Below are 19,809 nucleotides of genomic sequence, written 5' to 3' on the forward strand. Positions count from 1 at the left end.
TGGATTGAATTTGACGTTTGGACACGGACCGACATACATGCTGCTCCAAACGTCAAATTCGAAAAATCCACTAGATTCATAATATTGCTGGTGGTTTTTAGGTTCCGATATTTGTTCAACGCGAGTCTCGTCCGGTTACAAATATCGGAATCTAACCACCAGCCACTTGGATTAAGCTTCGTATCAACGGATAGATTGTTCGGGAGTTGTTTTGTCGTTTTCAGTTTCAGTAGAGCGCCTGATCGAGCGATGGCAGCATGATGGCCTTATCGATGCCGACACGGCTTCGCGGCTGAATGCCGATCTTGAAAAACGTGGCCCCCGGTTCAGTCTCGGCTCGGTTCTCGCAACACTTGGCGGGCTGTTGCTTGGCGCCGCGGTCATCATGCTGGTTGCAGCCAACTGGCAGGATATGCCGCGCATCATGCGTATCAGTTTTATCTTCGCATTGATCTGGGTGTGCTATATCGGCGGCGCATGGCGTGAGCTGCGCGGCGACAAGCTGTTACCGCAGGTGCTCTATATAATAGCCGCAGCATCATTCGGCGCAGGCATCGCACTTGTTGGTCAGATGTATCACCTGTCTGGCGATGTTCATTCGGCGGCTGTGGTCTGGGCGGGCGGTGTTCTTGTAGCAGCGTTTCTGCTGCGCTCTCCGGTTCTGGCTGTGTTCGGTGCAGCCGTCGCCTGCTTTTATTTGGGGACCTATGCGTTCAGCAACGAATATGGCGACCTGAATTACCGATGGGTAGGCCCGTTGCTGGTTCTTGTTGGAGCAGTTGCCGCGCGTTTCACGCAATCCCGCCACGCAGCCCACTTGTGGTGCCTGTTCGTTCTCGGCTGGGCGGTGCTTCTTTATTCGGAAAACGAAAGCCGGGCGATTCTTGGCATGATGCTGGTTATCGGTATTGCTTTCATGCTCGCCGACGCCTTTGCCCATGATGCGCTTCAGAAGCTCACACGCTTTGCGCATCCGCTGGCATCCTACGGCCTGCTGCTTGCGCTATTGGCGCTTGGCATTCTGCAAGTCGACAAGATGCTTTCCATCATCTTTGATAAGAACATCACGCAGGATGTCGTTTATGGCATTCTCATTCTGGCGCTATCGATTGGTTCGTTAGCCGTGTGCGGGCGAGACAATGGCAGTTTGCGTTCCATTGCCTATGCAGCTTTCTCGTTTGAAGTGCTTTATCTCGCCTTCTCGACGGTCGGTTCGATGATCGGCACATCCGGTTTCTTCCTGACGGCAGGCGTGCTGGTGCTGCTCCTTGCAGCCTTCGTGCGACGCATGGAGAGCCGGTTCGGGCGAAAGCGCCAAGTGGAGGCAAAACCATGAGCTTATTCAAGAGTAAGTGGCTTTATGCCGGTGCCGTTGTCGCTGCAGTGCTCCAGACAGGCATTCTTTATGCAAGTATTGAGAAACGCGCCTCAGTGCTTCGGTCTGGCAATGAGATCGTGCTGCAGACACGACCGATTGATCCGCGTGATCTGATGCGTGGTGATTACGTTATCCTCGGCTATGACATAACATCGATCAACCGCAACATCATTCAGGGCAAGCCTAGGGACGGTGCCCGCACAGTATATGTAGCGCTGAAGCCCGACGCCCAGGGCTTGTGGCATCTTTCGCGTGCGTCCTTTGAGCTGTTTACTGATCTCGCTTCTGACGAGAAGCAGATTCGCGGCCATTCGGTCTATGCGATTTCTGATTATCCTGATGCGACCATCAGTATGCGTTACGGCATAGAACGCTATTACGTGCCGGAGGGTGAGGGGCGTGCAATTGAGGATAGCCAGCGTGATTTACAGATCACTGCCGTGGTTGCCGTTGACGATACAGGCACGGCTGTCATGAAAGCTTTACGTGATAATGGCGAGCAACTTTATCAGGAGCCGCTCTATTAATCGGCTTCTGAACGAAAAGGGGCTTGGCTAAGACGACAAGATCGCTATATAGGGGCGGAAAGCACGAAAGCGCTTCGGCTTGAAAGAGCTGGCAAATCTATGCCGGTAAAACGGCTTTTTTCCTTTGAACCGGGAAAATTGAATGATATAGAGACGCGCGCTTTCGAGAGGCGGTTCAATATCTGAGGCGAATTTAGTGCGTTCGGTGGAATGCACTTCGGTTCAGAGGCGGATATGGCGAAATTGGTAGACGCACCAGATTTAGGTTCTGGCGGGAGACCGTGGGGGTTCGAGTCCCTCTATCCGCACCAACTGCCTTAAGGCAAAAGAATTTCTCTCCCGCGACGAGGCACAAACGCCGGAAACGGCGGGACAATGACAAGAAGTGAAGGTTTGAACATGCAGGTTACCGAAACGCTCAATGAAGGGCTGAAGCGCGAGATTAAAGTCGTGGTTCCGGCCGGAGATCTCGAAGCCAAGCTCTCTGAGCGGCTCGAAACTGCCCGTGGTCGCGCCAAGATCAATGGCTTCCGTCCAGGCAAGGTGCCAACGGCACACCTGCGCAAGACCTACGGCAAGTCCTTCATGGCTGAAATCGTGAACGAAATCCTCAATGATTCGTCGCGTTCGATTCTTGCTGACCGCAACGAAAAGTCGGCAACACAGCCTGTCGTTTCGATGTCGGAAGACGAAAAAGAAGCTGAACAGGTTCTGGACGGCAAGGCCGATTTCGTTTTCTCGCTGACTTACGAAGTTCTGCCAGCGATCGAAGTCAAGGACTTCTCGAAGATTGCTGTGACCCGTGAAGTCGTGGACATCTCGGACGAAGAAGTTGACGAACAGGTTAAGCGCGTTGCTGCTTCGACCCGCACTTTTGAAGCCAAGAAGGGCAAGGCCGAAAATGAAGATCGCGTAACGATCGACTATCTCGGCAAGCTCGACGGCGAACCATTTGAAGGCGGCGCAGACACCGATGCGCAGCTCGTTCTCGGTTCGGGTCAGTTCATTCCAGGCTTTGAAGAACAGCTCATTGGCCTCAAGGCTGGCGACGAAAAGGTTATCAACGTAACTTTCCCTGCTGAATACGGTGCCGCGCACCTCGCAGGTAAGGAAGCAACCTTCGACATCACCGTTAAGGGTGTTGAAAAGGCTGGCGAACTCGTTCTCGACGACGAAACCGCTAAGAAGCTCGGCATCGAGTCGCTTGAGCGTCTGCGTCAGGTTGTTCGTGAACAGATCGAAAGCCAGTACGGCCAGATCACCCGTCAGAAGGTAAAGCGTCAGATTCTCGACGCACTCGATGGCGATTACCAGTTCGAAACGCCAGAAAAGCTCGTTGAAGCAGAATTCAACAACATCTGGCAGCAGATCAACTTCGATCTGCAGCAGGCTGGCCGCACCTTCGAAGACGAAGAAACCACTGAAGAAGCTGCTCGCGAAGAATACCGCAAGCTTGCTGAGCGCCGCGTTCGCCTCGGTCTGGTTCTCTCCGAAATCGGTGAAAAGGCAGGCGTGGAAGTTTCTGAAGAAGAACTGCAGCGCGCTGTTTACGACCAGGTACGTCGCTACCCAGGTCAGGAAAAGGAAATCTACGAATTCCTGCGCAAGACGCCGGATGCAGTTGCTAACCTCCGCGCACCTATCTTCGAAGAAAAGGTCGTTGACCATCTGCTCGCAAACATCAACGTGACCGACAAGAAGGTCTCGAAAGAAGAGCTGACTGCAGAAGACGAAGATGCAGCTTCGGAAGCAAAGCCAGCCAAGAAGGCTGCTGCGAAGAAGAAGGCCGCTCCTAAGAAGAAGGCAGAAGAAAAGTCCGACGAGGCTTAATTCTTCCAAGTCTGAACTATTCGAGAAGGCCGCGCACTGCGCGGCCTTTTCATTTGAAGCTTAGTTCGTCCGTTGAAGGTGTGACATGAATGGATTGCCATATCTCCATTTGGAGCTGACGATGCAGGAAGAGCCACGCCAACCCGCATGGCCGGCCGATGTAAGTGTGGCTACCTTCTCTGATGAACATGCACGAGCTGCCCATGATTTGCTGCTTCGGGGCTATGCCAGCGGCGGCGGTTCGGTCACTGATTTCGACGACTGGTACAATGGTTTGATAGCCGATAGCGAATATGATCCGGAGCTCGCCGTTTTGGTTCTCAATCAGGCCCGTCGCCCTGTAGCATTTGTGCAGTGTTGGAATAGCGCTTTCGTAAAGGATTTGGTTGTCGATCAAAGCAGGCGGCGGGAAGGGCTCGGCGAAGCGCTTTTGCTTTGTGTTCTTCGGCTTTTCTTTCAACGTAATCAGACGACGGTGAGTTTGAAAGTGGAGCAGAATAATCCCTCTGGAGCCGAAAAGCTTTACAGGCGTATAGGCTTTAGCGAAGTTTCAGTGACGAAACTGCCTATGAAACCTTGAGCAAATTACACTGAAGGGCAGAGAAGGCTTGCCAGTCCTCGCCGTTTGTTTTAGCCAAAGTCAGATAGAATTTTTGCTGCGCATTGCGTCGCACAGGAAGAGATAGACGAGTTACTATGACCCTTATTGATACGCGTACGCCTGAACCAAAACGTTTCATCTCTGGCGCCACCGGCGACTGGGAAATCGTCATTGGCATGGAAGTCCACGCTCAGGTCACGTCCGAGTCCAAGCTATTTTCCGGCGCTTCCACATCCTTCGGTGCAGACCCGAATGCGAATGTGTCTCTGGTGGATGCCGCGATGCCGGGCATGTTGCCTGTAATTAATATTGAATGCGTCAAACAGGCTGTGCGTACCGGCATTGGCCTGAATGCTCAGATCAATCTGAAGTCGGTTTTCGATCGCAAGAATTATTTCTACCCCGATTTGCCGCAGGGCTATCAGATTTCACAGTTCAAGCAGCCAATCGTCGGCGAAGGCAAGATCATGATCTCCGTTGGTCCTGACAATAAGGGCCAATTCGAAGACGTAGAGATCGGTATTGAGCGTTTGCATCTTGAGCAGGATGCGGGCAAGTCGCTGCACGACCAGCATCCAACGATGTCCTATGTCGATCTCAACCGTTCCGGTGTGGCGCTTATGGAAATCGTTTCCAAGCCAGACCTGCGTTCGTCCGACGAAGCCCGCGCTTATCTGACCAAGCTGCGCACGATTGTCCGTTATCTCGGCACTTGTGATGGCAACATGGACGAAGGTTCGATGCGCGCAGACGTCAACGTTTCCGTTCGTCGTCCGGGCGGCGAATTCGGCACCCGTTGCGAAATCAAGAACGTCAACTCGATCCGCTTCGTCGGTCAGGCGATTGAATATGAGGCACGTCGTCAGATCGCTATTCTGGAAGACGGTGGCTCTATTGATCAGGAAACGCGCCTGTTTGATCCTGTGAAGGGCGAAACCCGTTCGATGCGCTCCAAGGAAGAAGCGCACGACTATCGCTATTTCCCTGATCCGGATCTTCTGCCACTCGAATTCGATCAGGCATTCGTTGATGCGCTTGCCGCAGATCTTCCTGAGCTGCCGGATGTCAAGAAAGACCGTCTGGTCGAAAAACTCGGTATCTCGGTTTATGACGCGTCGATTCTGGTCTCGGAAAAGGCAATTGCGGACTATTACGAAGCGGTATCCGATGGTCGTGATGGCAAGCTGGCCGCAAACTGGGTCATCAACGATCTACTTGGTGCGCTGAACAAGACGGGCAAGGACATTGAAACATCGCCTGTTTCACCAGTTCAGCTCGGCGCGATCATCGATCTGATCAAAGACGGTACGATTTCCGGCAAGATCGCTAAGGAACTGTTTGAAATCGTCTGGAATGAAGGTGGCGACCCGAAAAGCCTCGTTGAAGAACGCGGCATGAAGCAGGTTACGGATACCGGTGCGATTGAAAAGGCCGTTGACGATATTATCGCAGCCAACCCGGATAAGGTCGAACAGGCCAAGGCCAAGCCAAGCATGGCTGGCTGGTTTGTCGGTCAGGTGATGAAGGCAACGGGTGGCAAAGCCAATCCGCAGGCTGTCAATGATCTGGTCAAGTCCAAGCTCGGGATTGAAGAATAATGTGGGTTCGCAGCGCCAGTGAGGCAGATCTTAAGGCCGTGCATGAATTGCTGGTCTCGACCTGGCACGCGACTTTCGACGATATTCTTGGCCGGGAAACGGTGAATGCCGTCACCGGCAAATGGCACTCGGTTGCGGCGCTGAAAGCCAATCTCAAGAAGCCGTATTCTGAATTCATCGTTGCAGATAACGGCGAGGGCGGTATCGACGGCATGGCTTTTGCGAGCCAGACCGGAGAGGGCAAGGCCTCGCTCCATCAGCTTTATGTGCGTCCTGAATCGCAGGTGCAGGGCATCGGAACGATGCTTCTGGCAGAAGTCGAAATGGCTTTTCCGGGCGTAAACACGATGCGGCTTGAAGTGATCGAACGCAATGAAAAGTCGGTGCGCTTTTACGAGCGCAAAGGCTATGCCCGCGTGGGCCGCAGTGAAGATTGGGGCGATCCCAATTGCAAGGAGCCCGTGCTGATTATGGAAAAGTCTCTCGAAGGCTGGAGTATGTAGTCTTTTGCTTTAACGCGCATCATATCCGAAAACCACTTCACACTTTTCGGGATGCGCTTCATACTCTTGTGACAGCGGCAACTTGCCCCTTGCCTTGGGCCTTTGATAGGGCCATAAGCGTTGAAAACCCGGCAGTTAATCTGCCTGTGGCAATAACGGATCTGGATAGGTCATGAAGAAATTTCTTACGCAAGTCTTCACCTGGTGGAATGGCCAAACGCTTGGCACCCGCCTTCACACCTGGCGCAAAGGCGAACGGGTCGGCGAAGATGAGTTCGGCAATGTCTACTATCAGGGTGGCAAGGACTCTGAAGGTCGCACCCGCCGCTGGGTCATTTTCAATGGCTATGCGGAAGCAAGCGCTATTCCTCCGGGCTGGCATGGCTGGATGCATCACCGCGTTGATACGCCGCCAAGCAAGGAAGACTACAAGCCGCGTGACTGGCAGAAGCCACACCTGCAGAACCTGACTGGTTCGTCGCTGGCTTATCGTCCGAAGGGATCGATCGCGATTCCGGGAACCACTCCTGCCGAACGTCCACGCGTAACCGGCGAATACGATGCCTGGACACCGGGCAGCTGATTTGAATCTTTAAACCGGCATGGATTTCATGCCGGTTTTTTCTCTTTTGCGGTATGAGAGCACAATTCGACCGGCGTGAATCGGGGTCGATAAGATTATGCTCAACATCAAAAATTTTAGAGCGCCGATTTGATTCATTCAGATCTAAAGCCTGTCTAACGCAAAAGGTTTGAGGATAGTTGGATCACACATACGGTAGCAAAGCATTGCTGCTTGCAGCTGGGCCACGAATCGTCACAATTGACGATTAGGAGTTGTTCCGGCTCATTATTTAACCAGATTAATACGGATATCCGTTTTGACGAAGCATTCCACCGGCACGGCTATTAACGGAAAGAACTGGTTCAAGCAGGCAGCAAAGGTGGCTTTGCTCACTCTGCTCGCCGGCACTTCAAGCTTTAATGCAGCTTATGCTGAACGTATTTCCAATCCTGTTGCAGAGTTTTCGGGTCTCGACAAGATCACCGGCCGTATCACCAGTTTCGATGTTTACATCAATGAAACTGTGCAGTTCGGCGCGCTTCAGGTAACGCCAAAGGTTTGCTATTCGCGCACCGAGAACGAAGCGCCGCGCACAGACGGTTTTGTCGAAGTTGATGAAATTACCCTCGACCGCAAGATTCGCCGTATCTTTACCGGATGGATGTTTGCCGATAGTCCGGGTCTCAACGCTGTTGAACATCCGATTTATGACGTGTGGCTTAAAGACTGCAAGCAGAAGTCCGACGTTCCGCCGCCAGATCAGCGCAAATAATCTTTGATTTCAGAAAATGGCGGTGCCCTGAAGTGCTTCATCGAGAAGCCCTTCATATTTTTTGCGCCTCACTTCGATTGCACCGAAGCGCTCCAGATGGGCTGTCGTGAACTGCGTATCAAGCAGTACAAATCCCTGTCGTTTCAGATGCTCGACCAGATAGGCGAGGCAGACTTTTGACGCGTCGCGCTTGCGTGTAAACATGCTCTCGCCAAAGAAGGCGCGTCCGAGCGTGACGCCATAAAGCCCACCCACGAGCTGACCGTCATGCAATGCTTCGACTGTGTGGCAATGACCAGCGTCAAAGAGTTTCCGATAGGCTTCGCGGATCGGCGCGTTGATCCATGTCCGCGCTCGTTCGCCGGTACCGCTTGCGCAGCCGTCGATAACGCCCTCAAAGTCATTATCGAGCCGGATTTCAAAAACTGCTTGTCTGATGGTTTTCTGCAGGCTTTTCGGAATGTGAAAGCCATCGAGCGGGATGATACCGCGCTTTTCAGGACGAACCCAGAAAATCTCAGGATCGTCTGCTTCTTCGGCCATCGGGAAAACCCCGGTGGCATAGGCCCGCAGGAGCAGCTCCGGTTCGATTGTATAGTCGTCCGGTGAGGCTCCTGCGGTCACTTTATTTATGCACCCATGTTCTTATGTATTTGGAGTTTCTGACTGCTTGGCCAGATACTTTTCTAGCCAATGGATGTCGTAATCACCATTGGCAATGTCCTGATTGGAAATCAGATCCTGGAACAGGGGCAGGGTCGTCTTGACGCCATCGACCACGAACTCATCAAGCGCACGACGCAGACGCATCATGCATTCAACGCGGTTCCGGCCATGTACGATCAGCTTGCCGATGAGGCTGTCATAATATGGCGGAATGCGGTAGCCGGAATAGACGCCCGAATCCACACGGATACCAAGGCCACCTGGCGTATGGTAATGGGTGATCAGGCCCGGTGAAGGCGTGAAGTTACGCGGGTCTTCCGCATTGATGCGGCATTCAATGGCATGGCCATGGAAGCGTACATCTTCCTGCTTGACGGAAAGGCCCAAGCCTGCTGCCACACGGATCTGCTCGTGAACGAGGTCGATGCCAGTGATTGCTTCGGTAACTGGGTGCTCCACCTGAAGACGGGTGTTCATTTCGATGAAATAGAACTCGCCGTTTTCATAAAGGAACTCGATCGTGCCTGCACCGCGATAGCCCATATCAGCAACAGCATTGGCACAAATCATGCCGATCTTGTCGCGTGCTTCGGCATTCAATGCTGGAGAGTTGGCTTCTTCCCAGACCTTCTGGTGACGACGCTGCAACGAGCAATCGCGCTCACCCAGATGGATTGCATTACCTGCACCATCGCCCATGACCTGCACTTCGATGTGGCGCGGCTTTTCGAGATATTTCTCGATGTAAACGGCATCATCACCAAATGCTGCACCAGCCTCGGTACGCGCAGTTGCAAGAGCTACTGCCAGATCGTCTTCAGTGCGGGCAACCTTCATGCCGCGACCACCACCACCGGCGGATGCCTTGATGATGACCGGATAGCCGATTTCTTTTGCGATGCGCTTGGCTTCGTTTTCATCGGTTACGCCACCGTCCGAACCCGGAACGACTGGAATGCCGAGGCGCTTTGCAGTGCGCTTGGCTTCAATCTTGTCGCCCATGGTGCGAATATGCGAAGAGGTCGGTCCGATGAAAGTAATGCCGTGTGCTTCAAGAATTTCAGCAAACTTGGCATTTTCCGAAAGGAAGCCGTAGCCCGGATGGATTGCATCCGCGCCGGTGATTTCGCAAGCAGCAACGATTTGATGAATATTCAGATAGCTGTCGCGTGATGGAGGCGGTCCAATGCAAACGCTTTCGTCCGCAAGGCGAACATGCATCGCATCGGCGTCGGCTGTGGAATGAACTGCGACCGTCTTGATGCCCAGTTCTTTACAAGCCCTGAGCACACGAAGAGCGATTTCGCCACGATTGGCTATGAGTATCTTTTGAAACATTGCGCTTTGCTGCCCGTTCATTGAATAAGCCTGAATTCTACTGACCAATGGGTCGTCTTATTCAATGACGACAAGCGGTTCGCCGAATTCAACAGGCGCTGCATCTTCAACCAGAATAGCCTTGACCGTACCGGCGCGAGGCGCGGAAATCTGGTTCATGGTCTTCATGGCTTCGATGATGAGAAGGGTCTGGCCTTCCTTGACCTGTGTGCCAACTTCGATGAAGTTGCGTGCGCCAGGAGCAGGGGCGAGATAGGCGGTACCGACCATTGGCGAAGGAACAGCATTCTTGCTGAGTTCTGCCTTTGTTGGTTCTGCTGCAACAGCAGCAGCCACCGGCGCTGCAACTGCGGCTGGTGCAGCCTGCATCACAGTAGCCGCAGCCTGAACCGTTACATTGCGCGAAACGCGGATGCGCAATTCACCATGTTCGACTTCGATGTCGGTCAGGTCGGTTTCATTGAGAATGTTCGCTAGATCGCGAATGGTTTCTTTGTCGATGACGGAATTTTTGCTGGACATATAAAGGCCCCTTTACGCTTGCCCGTTGTTTTCTTCTTCTTTGGCAATTGCCGCGAGTGCGCGCAGGCCGAGCAGGTATCCTTCCGCGCCAAAGCCGCAGATGACGCCTTTGGCGACTGCGGAGACATAGGAGTGATGCCGGAAAGCTTCACGCGCATGAATGTTCGACAGATGCACTTCCACGACCGTAACTTTGGCCGAACGGATGGCATCATGAATAGCAACCGAAGTGTGGCTGTAAGCTGCGGGATTGATCAGAACATAGGCGTTTTTATCGCCCGCTTCCTGAATCCAGCTAACCAGATCACCTTCGTAATTAGTCTGGCGAAAATCGACAGCAAGGCCCAATTGTTCAGCCTCGCGCTTGCAGCCCGCTTCGATATCTTCGAGCGTTGCCACACCGTAGATGCCCGGCTCGCGCTTCCCAAGAAGATTGAGATTGGGGCCGTTCAGAACAAAAACCGTTTTCACCATATTCGTCCGTGATCGATAACGGGCCTATTACGAAAATTCAATTACACTTCGCATTTCATATAGAGGGCTTGGACGCAAGTCGAAACCCTCTAAATTAAAGCTAATGTTTCACCACAGCGTTTTTCCCGCTATTCTTTGTGGAATGAACGCTATTTGTGGCAAAAATAGTCATTTATCACTTCTGATTTATTGAATGTACCTTGCCAATAATCAACAAGACGCGATCTCAATCAGATCAGCTTTTTTTGGCTGAGCGCGCTGCAGCGATTCTTTCAATCAGGCCTTCTGCGCCGATTGCACCGGGAACGAGGTCGTTTCCGATGATGTAGGACGGCGTGCCGGTGATGTTGAGCTTCTGGGCGAGCTGATAGGTTTCCTGGAAGGCATTGGTGATTGCGGGGTCTTTCATCTTCTCGCGAAGTTGTGCTTCATCTGCGCCGAGCTTGACCGCATCAGCAATAGCCGAAGCTTCTGTTGCGCGTTCCTGCGCACCGAGAAGAACTTCATGATACTCGGCATATTTCTCCGGCATAAGGGCTTTAAACGCCTGCGCTACAATGTGGGCGCGCATGGAGTCCGGTCCGAGGATCGGGAATTCCTTCATAACGAAACGGACGTTTGGATCGTTCTTCAGGATTGCTTCCATGTCTGGAAGCGCGCGCTTGCAGTAGCCGCAATTGTAATCGAAGAACTCGTAAACGGTGACATCGCCGTTTGGATTGCCGAAGACAGCATCGTGTGACGGATTGAAAAGCTGATCCTGACTTGATGCCAGAACCTGCTTGACCTGTTCTTGAGCAGCTTCTGCCTGTTTGGTTTCAAGTGCGGTCTGCACCTCAACCATGATCTCTGGGTTCTTCAGCAGATAATTGCGAACGATTGTCTCTACCGCCTGCTGGTCCAATTGCGGCGCTGCAGCCATTTCCACAGGTGCAACTATAGGGGCCACGGGCGCTGGCTGATGTGCGGTGCCGGCATAATAGCCGAGTGCAAGCGCAGCTGCACCGACGACGGCACCACCGATTGAACCAAGAATGACGTTCTTCATAGCAATCACTTTCATACGTTCTGAAATCTCACTTAAAGTGCGGCTTGGGTGGCCTCTTAAGTGGCTTACTTTTTAGCTTTGGCGTTGATGATGTCCTGCGCACGCAGCCAGTCGGGAGTTCCTGACTTCATTTGCTTTTGCGCGCGAATGGCAAATATCTGGGCCTGCTGCAGCTTTCCGGAATAGTAGTTCATGTCGGCTGTGGCAAGGTCAGCGCGGGCCATATCGCCAGACTGGCCATAGGCTTGCGCTAGATATCCATATCCGCCGGGAAACTCTGGGTCGGCCGCAATACCTGCTTTCAGCTCCTTGATAGCATTGGGCATATTGGCCTTGGTGCCAGTAAGCATCAAGGCGCGGCCGTAGCTCATGCGCAGCAGTGGAGACTTGCGCGTATCAAGAGAAACTGCACGTTGGAAAGCTTTTGCAGCACCTTGTGGGTTGTTAGCCTTAATCAGCACTTCGCCCATCATTTCCTGGAAATATGGATTCTTTGGCTGTTCTTTGATGAGTGCCTCAAACTTCGGCAGTGCGGCGCGGGCAGAGCCATTCAGATAAGTTGTGATTGCGCTGCCATAACGGGCCGGCAGGCCTCCGGGATTACCGCGGAACATACGCTGCAAAGCGCCCATATTGTTGGAGTTGGCTGCGATCTTGGCGCGTGCCATATCATGTCGGAGTTGCAGCGCTGCGGAATCCGTCTTGTTATAGTTCGGGCTTTTTTTGGCCAGTTCTTCAAGGTTGGAAATTCGCTCGCGTGGCAACGGATGGCTGATACGATACTGATCGATCTGGGTGCCGGACAGCGAAAGTGCCGACGCGAAGCGCTGGAACGTATCAAGCATTCCTTTTGTCGACTGGCCGGTGGCATTGAGATAATTAACAGCCAGACGGTCGGCGGTCATTTCTTCGGTACGCTGATAGCTGAGCAGGCTGCGCATTGCCATTTCCGTACTGCCCATTGCAATGCCGCCACCTGCACCCGCAGCAGCACCGCTGCCTGAAGCTGCACCGGCAACGCCTGCGCCAACGCCCAGAAGCATACCAATAACTGCCATGGTGCGTGCGCGGCTCAACTGTTCACGCAAGCGATCCTGATGCCCGCCAGCGATATGACCAGCTTCATGCGCAATGACGCCGATGATTTCGTTCGGTGTTTCTGCCTGCATGATGGCGCCTGTATTAATGAAAATACGACGGCCATCGACAAAGGCGTTGAAGCTCTGGGAATTGACGAGAATAACGCGGACACCACGTCCGCCTAATCCGGCGACTTTGAGGATCGGAGCTGCATAATCGGCGACAAGCGCTTCGATTTCAGCATCGCGTACGATTGGAACGCCGCCACCGCCACGCGATTGCGCCTGTGCAGGCAGGACGCCTGTAACGGCAACAGCTAGGGCTGCAAAGGCAGCAACTGAACGGCGCATCACATTCTGAAAAGAAAACGCTTTGGTCGTGAAAGTTGCAGTCATGCTCCCCATAGTGCTCCTCATCCTGCTCAAACGAAACAAAAGCGAATCTTACAAATCCGGCCTAGTTTAAGGGCTTTATATCAATCTTCATCGCTGTTTTTACTACAGCGCTGTTGCTTTACCAATCCGGCGATTATAGGGCGGGTGAGTTGCATTGCATTCCCCGCTTTTCTGGAGGCTAAGTTGAATACTCTTTCCAACCGTAGCGCAGTCGAACCGTTTCACGCCATGGATGTTCTGGCAGAGGCCAATCGTCGTCGCGCTGCGGGCCATCCAATCATTTCGATGGCAGTCGGGCAACCGGCAGACCCGGCACCGCAAATCGTGCGGCTGGCTGCGGAACGCGCCCTGAAAGATGGCCGTATCGGTTATACCGATGCTCTAGGGCTGATAGAGCTGCGCGAAGCAATTGCCGCGCATTATGCTGACAACTATGGCGTAACCGTCTCGCCGGAACGCATTGCGATTACGACAGGGTCATCGGCCGCGTTCAATCTGGCGTTTCTTGTCTATTTCGATCCAGGCGATCGCGTTGCAATCACGCGCCCGGGCTATCCAGCCTATCGCAATATTCTGACAGCGCTTGGCCTCGAAGTGGTTGAAATCGCCAATGAAGGCGGCGCATCAGGTGCACTGACCGCTCAGGCATTGGCTGCCGCTCATGCCGAGAAACCGTTGAAGGGCGTACTTTTTGCAAGTCCCGCCAATCCAACCGGCGCTGTGATTGACAAGCCGGAACTCAAGGCCATCATTGAAACTGCGCGCGATCTTGGTATCCGCGTAATTTCTGACGAAATCTATCACCGTCTTTCATATGAGAGCGAAGATGTGACGGCACTGCAGATCTCGGACGATGTCACCATCATCAATTCATTCTCAAAATACTACTGCATGACCGGCTGGCGTATTGGCTGGATGGTTCTGCCAAGTGCTGATGTGCGTGCCATCGAACGCCTCGGCCAGAGCCTTTATATTTCCGCGCCTGAACTTTCGCAGCGCGCGGCAATTGAAGCGTTTCACGCCACCGCAGAGCTGGAACGCGTGAAAGACCGCTATCGGCAGAACCGACAAATCCTGCTCGAACACCTGCCGCGCATAGGGCCAAGCCTCGCCGCGCCCATGGACGGCGCGTTCTATGCCTATTGCGATGTTTCGCGCTTTACCAATGACAGCATGGAATTTGCGCGACGCATGATTGCCGAAACCAACATTGCGGCTACTCCGGGACGGGATTTTGATCCGATCGACGGGCACCGCACCATGCGCTTTTCTTATGCAGGCAGCATAGAAGAAATTGAGGAAGTGGTTCGCCGTCTTGAAGAGTGGCTTCCACAACAGCGCGCCTGATAGCTAGAGCATTTCCTGTTTTAATTGAGTCATTGGAAATGCTCTATCTATTTGTTTTTGCGCGCATCTTGTTCCGAAAACCGCTTCGCACTTTTCGGGATGCGCTCTAGAGCGGTCCCAGTTAATATTGAATCGTGGAACCGCTCTATGTTTCTGTTTTTACGCAAAGCCGCTTCGCACTCTTGCTGGAAATGCTTTAATTACTAAAACAAAAAGAAAACCGGCGTTTCCGCCGGTTTTCTTATATTCTACATCAGAAGTGAGCAGGGCTTAGAAAAAGCCCTTCTTCTGCCACCAGCCGCCGCGCTTCGGCTTCTGCTCTTCCGTATCGCTGGAGGTGACGACAGGCTCGGTAACCTTCTGCGCTTCTGCAACAGGGGCTACCTCTGGCTCCACCGCAACTTCCTCAACTTCCGGCTTTACAGCAGTCTTGCGTGTACGACGCTTAGGCTTTGCGGCTTCTGCTTCTTCAGCAGGAGCTGCAACTTCTTCCTCAGCAGCCTTCTTGCGCGAACGTGTCTTGCGAGCAGGCTTCGCAGGTTCTTCTGCTGGCTCTGCAACGACGACATCGTCATTCGCCGCTTCTTCGCTCTTTGCAGTCTTACGACCGCGTGGCTTGCGCGCTGGCTTCGCAGGCTTTTCGTCTGCAACTGTTTCAGCAGCCGGAGCAGCTTCAGTCGCTTCAACAGTGACGGTTTCAACCGCAACGGCCTCAGCAACAACCACATCAACAGGCTGTTTTTCTACCTTCGCAGGAATGACAGGCGTGTAACCGACGAACTCAGGATCAGGTACTTTGTTGAACTGAATATCGTCTTCACGACGGTTCTTGCGACCGCCACGACGACCACGACGACGCTTCTTGCGACGATCTTCATCGCTCTGCGAGGCATTGCTCGAAGATGCGTTGTCTTCTTCATCGTCTTCGTCTGAATCGTCAGAGCCTGCTTCAACCTGCTCAGTCTGTTCGCGATTGTCGCGATCACGACCACCACGACGGCGACGGCGACGACGGCGCTTGCGATCGCCTTCTTCGCTGCTTTCTTCGCGAGCAGGGGCTTCAGCCTTGATTTCTTCTTCGGCGTCGTCGTCCTCAAGTGGAATCTCAGGATCTTCGATATCGTCTTCGTAAATCATCGGCTGTACAGGCTGGATGGTTACTGGACGTGTCGAAGGCGCACCCTTGTCGATGACAAAATGCTGATGTCCGACGCTTTCATCGGCATCGATGCTAATATTGGCGCCGAAACGGCCTTCCAGATCAGCAAGCAGCTGGCGCTTGTGATTGAGGACATAGAGAGCCGACGCTGCAGGCGTGCGAACGACAATGTCGTAGCCCGAATGACGCAGCAGATAGTCTTCGATGCCACGGATGATATGGAGCGCCATGGACGAGTCGGAACGGATATGACCGGTGCCGCCGCAATGCTGGCAAACCTGCATCGTGCTTTCGAGAACGGATGCGCGAATACGCTGACGCGACATTTCCAGAAGGCCGAAATGCGAGATACGGCCGACCTGAATGCGGGCACGGTCGTCCTTCAGGCAATCCTTCATCTTCTTTTCGACAGCGCGATTGTTGCGCTTTTCTTCCATGTCGATGAAGTCAACGACGATAAGACCTGCAAGGTCGCGCAGACGCAGCTGGCGCGCAACTTCTTCAGCTGCTTCCAGATTTGTCTGCAGTGCAGTGTCTTCAATCGAATGCTCACGGGTCGAACGCCCGGAGTTCACGTCGATTGCAACCAGAGCTTCGGTCTGGTTGATGATGAGATAACCGCCGGATTTCAGCGTTACCTGTGGCAGAAGCATACGATCAAGCTGTGCTTCCAGACCATAGCGCGTGAAGACTGGCACCTGTTCGCGGTAAGGCTGAACGACCTTGGCGTGGCTCGGCATGAGCATACGCATGAAGTCCTTCGCTTCGCGATAACCGGTTTCACCTGATACGAGAATCTCGGTGATGTCTTTGTTATAAAGATCGCGGATCGAGCGCTTGATCAGGCTGCCTTCTTCATAGACGAGGGAAGGCGCTGTCGACTGCAATGTCAGCGTGCGGACATTTTCCCACATGCGCATCAGATATTCGTAGTCGCGCTTAACTTCCGCCTTGGTGCGGTTTGCCCCAGCGGTACGAAGGATCACGCCCATGCCCTGCGGCACTTCGAGTTCCTTGACGATTTCCTTCAGGCGCTTGCGATCCTGCGGATTGGTGATCTTGCGCGAAATGCCGCCACCGCGCGCGGTGTTTGGCATCAGAACCGAGTAACGGCCAGCTAGCGACAGATACGTGGTGAGAGCTGCGCCCTTATTGCCGCGCTCTTCCTTAACGACCTGAACGAGAATGATCTGGCGGCGCTTGATGACTTCCTGAATATTGTACTGACGACGGCTGGTGCGGCCATGCGAAGGAAGTTCTTCCATCGCATCTTCCGAGCCTACCGATTCAACGATGTCTTCTTCGTTCTCAACATCATTGTCGTCATCATCGTCACCATTGTCGGTGTCGATTGCTTCGGAAATGACATGTCCAGCTTGCTTCATCAATACGATGGCAGGAGTGCCAGGAACGTAATTTTCAAAAGCCGGTCCGACAGGTTCCGCTGCAGGCAAGCCGCTGTTCGAACCGCCTGAATGCGAATCACCGTTCTGGCCATCACGACGTCCGCGACGGCGATGACGGCGCGAACGGTCGTTCTTTGCCTTCGGCTCTTCGTCTTCATCTTCTGCGCGCGCAGCTTTTGCTTCCGCTTCGAGCAGGGCCAGACGATCGGCAACCGGGATCTGGTAATAATCCGGATGAATTTCAGAGAATGCGAGGAAGCCGTGGCGATTGCCGCCATATTCCACGAACGCAGCCTGAAGAGATGGTTCGACGCGGGTAACGCGTGCGAGATAGATATTACCCTTCAGCTGCTTCTTATGTTCCGACTCGAAGTCGAATTCTTCAATCTTGTTCCCACGCGTTACGATAACGCGCGTCTCCTCCGGGTGGGAGGCATCTATAAGCATTTTGTTGGACATTATTGTCTTTCCTGCCGGCGCTAAGACGCAAGCCGCGTGCGCCGGACGAAACCCTGAAGGCTGTCGTCCTGGCTGGGATGCGTCTGCCGGATGATAATGGGTTCGTCGGAATAAAAGCTGCTGTCCTTGCGCGCGATGGCCTCATGGCGATCACGGTCTTCAGGCTTGCGATGGTCAGTCTTGCTTGACCCATAGCTGTTCCGAACGAAACGACCTCATATATGACCCGAAAAAGCCGGGCCGACCTCTTTGCTCTTTTCAGAGCACTGGCGACAGCGCGTATCAGTACGCAGTCGGCCGATTAAAAAACGGAGGCGGCAGGGGAGCCGTATTCCGTTGAATTCTGTGCGGGCTATTGGAGCAACAAACGTATATGCCACTGTTTTCGCTGCTTTTAGTAACGGTTCAAATTGAGAACCGGCAAACGATTCTGGCAGCTGCTCCATAACCTAACTAAGCTTTTATGGCGTCAATTGAACTATGACAAGTACGAATATCAGTTGACACCTTCATCGTAATTTTGCCGAAAGATGATTATAGGGCTCAAAATGCCCTGCTAGTGGTCTGATTTCGACATTTGCGTCCCTCTGATACAGGCGCCGAGCAAATGTCGGAATCGCAAAGATCACTAGTAACTTTAAGCATCTACTGGATTTTTCGCATTTGACGTTTGAAGCAGCATCTCATTCAGTCGGGATTCAAGCGTCAAATTCAATCCAATAGAGCCATCAGATGCGAGCGGAAAAGTGTTCATTAACTATAATTTTGTACGGGTAGATTTATGAAGTGCGCGCAATCATAGGTCTTGGCTGAAATGTCAGGATTTGAGATTATTCGATAATATCTGGATCGCGATTACGGATGCATTGTCTGAGCTTTAAAAACGCAGCAAACAAAATTTCGGCAGTTCGAAGCACGCTCGCGCTTCTGGCGATGGTTTTCGCCGCTATTTTCCATGTCGGTTCGGCCGTTGCTGCTGACGAAGCGCCACTTTCTGCTCTTACATATCGTATGGCGGGGGACGATCTGCGAATGCGGGTCGTTGTGATGTTTGATCGTAAGCCCGAAGTTTCGACGTTGCTGCTCGACAATCCGCATCGCCTGGTCTTTGATCTTCCAGAAACGCGTTTCGGCTTTGATGAAAAAAGCCTGGAGGCGAGGGGAATTGTATCGCGCGTGCGCTATGGCCTGGTTGGAAAAAGCCGGTCACGTCTTATTCTCACCTTGCGTGGACCATTCAACGTCGAAAACGTTCAGGTGATCCAAAACGAAACAACGTCGGGTTATCGGCTTGTCGCGGATATCATTGCGTCCTCTGATCGCGAGTTTTCTGAAAGGCTCAAGTCGCAGCATGAGGTTACTGGCTCAACTGAGCGTAAGTCCGCAACGGCTGCTAAGGCACTTGCATCTGAATCCGGCGGGGCGCGGCCATTCATCGTGATGTTAGATCCCGGCCATGGTGGTATCGATAGCGGTGCTGAAAGCCTGAGTGGTATTAAAGAAAAAGATCTGACACTTGCCTTTGGTCAGGAGCTGCGCGATCGGCTGGGTAAGGAGAAGAATATCAAAGTCATGATGACGCGAGATGACGACACATTCCTGCGTCTCTCAGAGCGCGTGCGACTGGCTCGCCAGTACGAGGCTGATCTTTTCATTTCCATCCATGCAGATACGATCAATCAGGGCGATATACGCGGGGCGACGGTATATACAATTTCCGACAAAGCCTCTGACTCCGTTGCGCGAGCCATGGCTGAACGTGAAAATAAGTCGGATAGCGTTGCGGGCGCCGTTCCAGAAGAACTCCCGGAAGTTGCCGATATTTTGCTTGATCTGACTCGCCGGGAAACACATACATTTTCGTTGAGCTTTGCCGAGAAGGTCATCAGTTCCCTGCAGGGTGAGGTAAACCTCATCAATAATCCGCATCGCTTTGCCGGTTTTCAGGTTCTGCGTGCGCCTGATGTGCCATCAGTGCTTATCGAAATCGGATACCTCTCCAATGCTGAAGACGAAAAACTAATCAGTAATCCTGAGTGGCGTCGCAAATTGGCTGACCGTATTGCCCGGGCGGTAAAAGCGTTCGAAATCCAAAAACATCCGGACACTTTGTCAAAAGGCTAGAATTATGTAATGTTTAG

Annotated in this window: 18 protein-coding genes and 1 tRNA gene; 12 read left to right on the forward strand and 7 right to left on the reverse strand. The window is 53.0% G+C overall.

The annotated features are described in order from the left end of the window. The first annotated feature begins 211 nt into the window (after nt 1-211). From ABWV94_RS02310 to ABWV94_RS02350, 9 genes are all read left to right on the forward strand, one after another. Nucleotides 212-1,336, forward strand: coding sequence for a DUF2157 domain-containing protein (locus ABWV94_RS02310; RefSeq protein WP_113498656.1), 1,125 nt, complete (start codon nt 212-214; stop codon nt 1,334-1,336). Further along, entirely contained in the window at nt 1,333-1,905 is a 573-nt protein-coding gene (locus tag ABWV94_RS02315; RefSeq protein ID WP_113498658.1) for a GDYXXLXY domain-containing protein, read from the forward strand. Before ABWV94_RS02310 ends, ABWV94_RS02315 begins: the two co-directional genes overlap by 4 nt. Before the next feature lie 228 nt (nt 1,906-2,133). Then, nucleotides 2,134-2,216: transfer RNA gene (locus ABWV94_RS02320), tRNA-Leu, on the forward strand. Between the two features lie 88 nt (nt 2,217-2,304). Next, nucleotides 2,305-3,735 (forward strand): trigger factor, encoded by a 1,431-nt coding sequence (gene tig / locus ABWV94_RS02325; RefSeq protein ID WP_268877849.1) that lies wholly within the window; start codon nt 2,305-2,307, stop codon nt 3,733-3,735. A gap of 121 nt (nt 3,736-3,856) precedes the next feature. Then, the gene (locus tag ABWV94_RS02330) at nt 3,857-4,315 is read left to right on the forward strand and encodes a GNAT family N-acetyltransferase (protein ID WP_113498879.1); all 459 of its coding nucleotides are present in this window, start codon (nt 3,857-3,859) and stop codon (nt 4,313-4,315) included. Nucleotides 4,316-4,431: 116 nt separating this feature from the next. After that, a complete protein-coding gene (gatB, locus tag ABWV94_RS02335; protein ID WP_007874716.1) occupies nt 4,432-5,934 on the forward strand; it encodes an Asp-tRNA(Asn)/Glu-tRNA(Gln) amidotransferase subunit GatB in 1,503 nt (500 codons plus the stop codon). Beyond that, complete coding sequence (locus ABWV94_RS02340) at nt 5,934-6,437, forward strand: GNAT family N-acetyltransferase (protein WP_064320521.1); 504 nt, start codon at nt 5,934-5,936, stop codon at nt 6,435-6,437. The genes gatB and ABWV94_RS02340 overlap by 1 nt, the downstream gene beginning before the upstream one ends. A gap of 172 nt (nt 6,438-6,609) precedes the next feature. Beyond that, nucleotides 6,610-7,020, forward strand: coding sequence for an NADH:ubiquinone oxidoreductase subunit NDUFA12 (locus tag ABWV94_RS02345; protein WP_064320522.1), 411 nt, complete (start codon nt 6,610-6,612; stop codon nt 7,018-7,020). Nucleotides 7,021-7,303: 283 nt separating this feature from the next. Further along, nucleotides 7,304-7,774, forward strand: coding sequence for a DUF2155 domain-containing protein (locus ABWV94_RS02350; RefSeq protein WP_039859697.1), 471 nt, complete (start codon nt 7,304-7,306; stop codon nt 7,772-7,774). A gap of 9 nt (nt 7,775-7,783) precedes the next feature. Here the strand turns inward: ABWV94_RS02350 and aat are convergent, their stop codons facing one another. The 6 genes from aat to ABWV94_RS02380 all read right to left on the reverse strand — a co-directional run bounded on the left by aat (nt 7,784) and on the right by ABWV94_RS02380 (nt 13,306). Next, nucleotides 7,784-8,353: a leucyl/phenylalanyl-tRNA--protein transferase gene (gene aat, locus ABWV94_RS02355; RefSeq protein ID WP_113498881.1), complete on the reverse strand. Its 570-nt coding sequence runs from the start codon at nt 8,351-8,353 to the stop codon at nt 7,784-7,786. A gap of 66 nt (nt 8,354-8,419) precedes the next feature. Beyond that, entirely contained in the window at nt 8,420-9,778 is a 1,359-nt protein-coding gene (accC, locus tag ABWV94_RS02360) for an acetyl-CoA carboxylase biotin carboxylase subunit (protein ID WP_064320523.1), read from the reverse strand. A gap of 57 nt (nt 9,779-9,835) precedes the next feature. Then, a complete protein-coding gene (gene accB / locus ABWV94_RS02365; RefSeq protein WP_007874737.1) occupies nt 9,836-10,300 on the reverse strand; it encodes an acetyl-CoA carboxylase biotin carboxyl carrier protein in 465 nt (154 codons plus the stop codon). A 12-nt stretch (nt 10,301-10,312) separates the two neighbouring features. Beyond that, nucleotides 10,313-10,774, reverse strand: a complete 462-nt coding sequence (gene aroQ / locus ABWV94_RS02370; protein ID WP_007874746.1) for a type II 3-dehydroquinate dehydratase — start codon at nt 10,772-10,774, stop codon at nt 10,313-10,315. A gap of 235 nt (nt 10,775-11,009) precedes the next feature. After that, nucleotides 11,010-11,822, reverse strand: a complete 813-nt coding sequence (locus ABWV94_RS02375) for a DsbA family protein (RefSeq protein WP_113498883.1) — start codon at nt 11,820-11,822, stop codon at nt 11,010-11,012. Between the two features lie 65 nt (nt 11,823-11,887). Continuing rightward, nucleotides 11,888-13,306, reverse strand: a complete 1,419-nt coding sequence (locus ABWV94_RS02380; protein ID WP_113498751.1) for a M48 family metalloprotease — start codon at nt 13,304-13,306, stop codon at nt 11,888-11,890. A gap of 174 nt (nt 13,307-13,480) precedes the next feature. Between ABWV94_RS02380 and ABWV94_RS02385 the strand changes: the two genes are divergently transcribed. Then, on the forward strand, nt 13,481-14,644 hold the full coding sequence (locus ABWV94_RS02385; RefSeq protein WP_113498753.1) for a pyridoxal phosphate-dependent aminotransferase: 1,164 nt from the start codon (nt 13,481-13,483) through the stop codon (nt 14,642-14,644). A gap of 270 nt (nt 14,645-14,914) precedes the next feature. On the opposite strand, the gene ABWV94_RS02390 is transcribed toward ABWV94_RS02385, so the two are convergent. After that, entirely contained in the window at nt 14,915-17,668 is a 2,754-nt protein-coding gene (locus tag ABWV94_RS02390; RefSeq protein ID WP_113498755.1) for an Rne/Rng family ribonuclease, read from the reverse strand. A 2-nt stretch (nt 17,669-17,670) separates the two neighbouring features. Here ABWV94_RS02390 and ABWV94_RS02395 point away from each other — a divergent pair, with 2 nt between their 5' ends. Then, the gene (locus ABWV94_RS02395) at nt 17,671-17,856 is read left to right on the forward strand and encodes a hypothetical protein (protein ID WP_007874769.1); all 186 of its coding nucleotides are present in this window, start codon (nt 17,671-17,673) and stop codon (nt 17,854-17,856) included. 745 nt (nt 17,857-18,601) lie between these two features. Further along, nucleotides 18,602-19,792: an N-acetylmuramoyl-L-alanine amidase gene (locus ABWV94_RS02400; RefSeq protein WP_113485305.1), complete on the forward strand. Its 1,191-nt coding sequence runs from the start codon at nt 18,602-18,604 to the stop codon at nt 19,790-19,792. Nucleotides 19,793-19,809 lie beyond the last annotated feature (17 nt).

This window comes from Brucella sp. NBRC 12953 (assembly GCF_040369775.1).
GTDB classification, from domain to species: Bacteria; Pseudomonadota; Alphaproteobacteria; order Rhizobiales; family Rhizobiaceae; genus Brucella; species Brucella pseudogrignonensis.

What these genes read in the sequence shown, in the direction of transcription:
- ABWV94_RS02315 (WP_113498658.1), top strand. Translation starts at nt 1,333, where the DNA reads ATGAGCTTATTCAAGAGTAAGTGGCTTTATGCCGGTGCCGTTGTCGCT.
- tig (WP_268877849.1), top strand. Translation starts at nt 2,305, where the DNA reads ATGCAGGTTACCGAAACGCTCAATGAAGGGCTGAAGCGCGAGATTAAA.
- ABWV94_RS02330 (WP_113498879.1), top strand. Translation starts at nt 3,857, where the DNA reads ATGCAGGAAGAGCCACGCCAACCCGCATGGCCGGCCGATGTAAGTGTG.
- gatB (WP_007874716.1), top strand. Translation starts at nt 4,432, where the DNA reads ATGACCCTTATTGATACGCGTACGCCTGAACCAAAACGTTTCATCTCT.
- ABWV94_RS02340 (WP_064320521.1), top strand. Translation starts at nt 5,934, where the DNA reads ATGTGGGTTCGCAGCGCCAGTGAGGCAGATCTTAAGGCCGTGCATGAA.
- ABWV94_RS02345 (WP_064320522.1), top strand. Translation starts at nt 6,610, where the DNA reads ATGAAGAAATTTCTTACGCAAGTCTTCACCTGGTGGAATGGCCAAACG.
- accC (WP_064320523.1), bottom strand. Translation starts at nt 9,778, where the DNA reads ATGTTTCAAAAGATACTCATAGCCAATCGTGGCGAAATCGCTCTTCGT.
- accB (WP_007874737.1), bottom strand. Translation starts at nt 10,300, where the DNA reads ATGTCCAGCAAAAATTCCGTCATCGACAAAGAAACCATTCGCGATCTA.
- aroQ (WP_007874746.1), bottom strand. Translation starts at nt 10,774, where the DNA reads ATGGTGAAAACGGTTTTTGTTCTGAACGGCCCCAATCTCAATCTTCTT.
- ABWV94_RS02375 (WP_113498883.1), bottom strand. Translation starts at nt 11,822, where the DNA reads ATGAAGAACGTCATTCTTGGTTCAATCGGTGGTGCCGTCGTCGGTGCA.
- ABWV94_RS02380 (WP_113498751.1), bottom strand. Translation starts at nt 13,306, where the DNA reads ATGGGGAGCATGACTGCAACTTTCACGACCAAAGCGTTTTCTTTTCAG.
- ABWV94_RS02390 (WP_113498755.1), bottom strand. Translation starts at nt 17,668, where the DNA reads ATGTCCAACAAAATGCTTATAGATGCCTCCCACCCGGAGGAGACGCGC.
- ABWV94_RS02400 (WP_113485305.1), top strand. Translation starts at nt 18,602, where the DNA reads ATGGTTTTCGCCGCTATTTTCCATGTCGGTTCGGCCGTTGCTGCTGAC.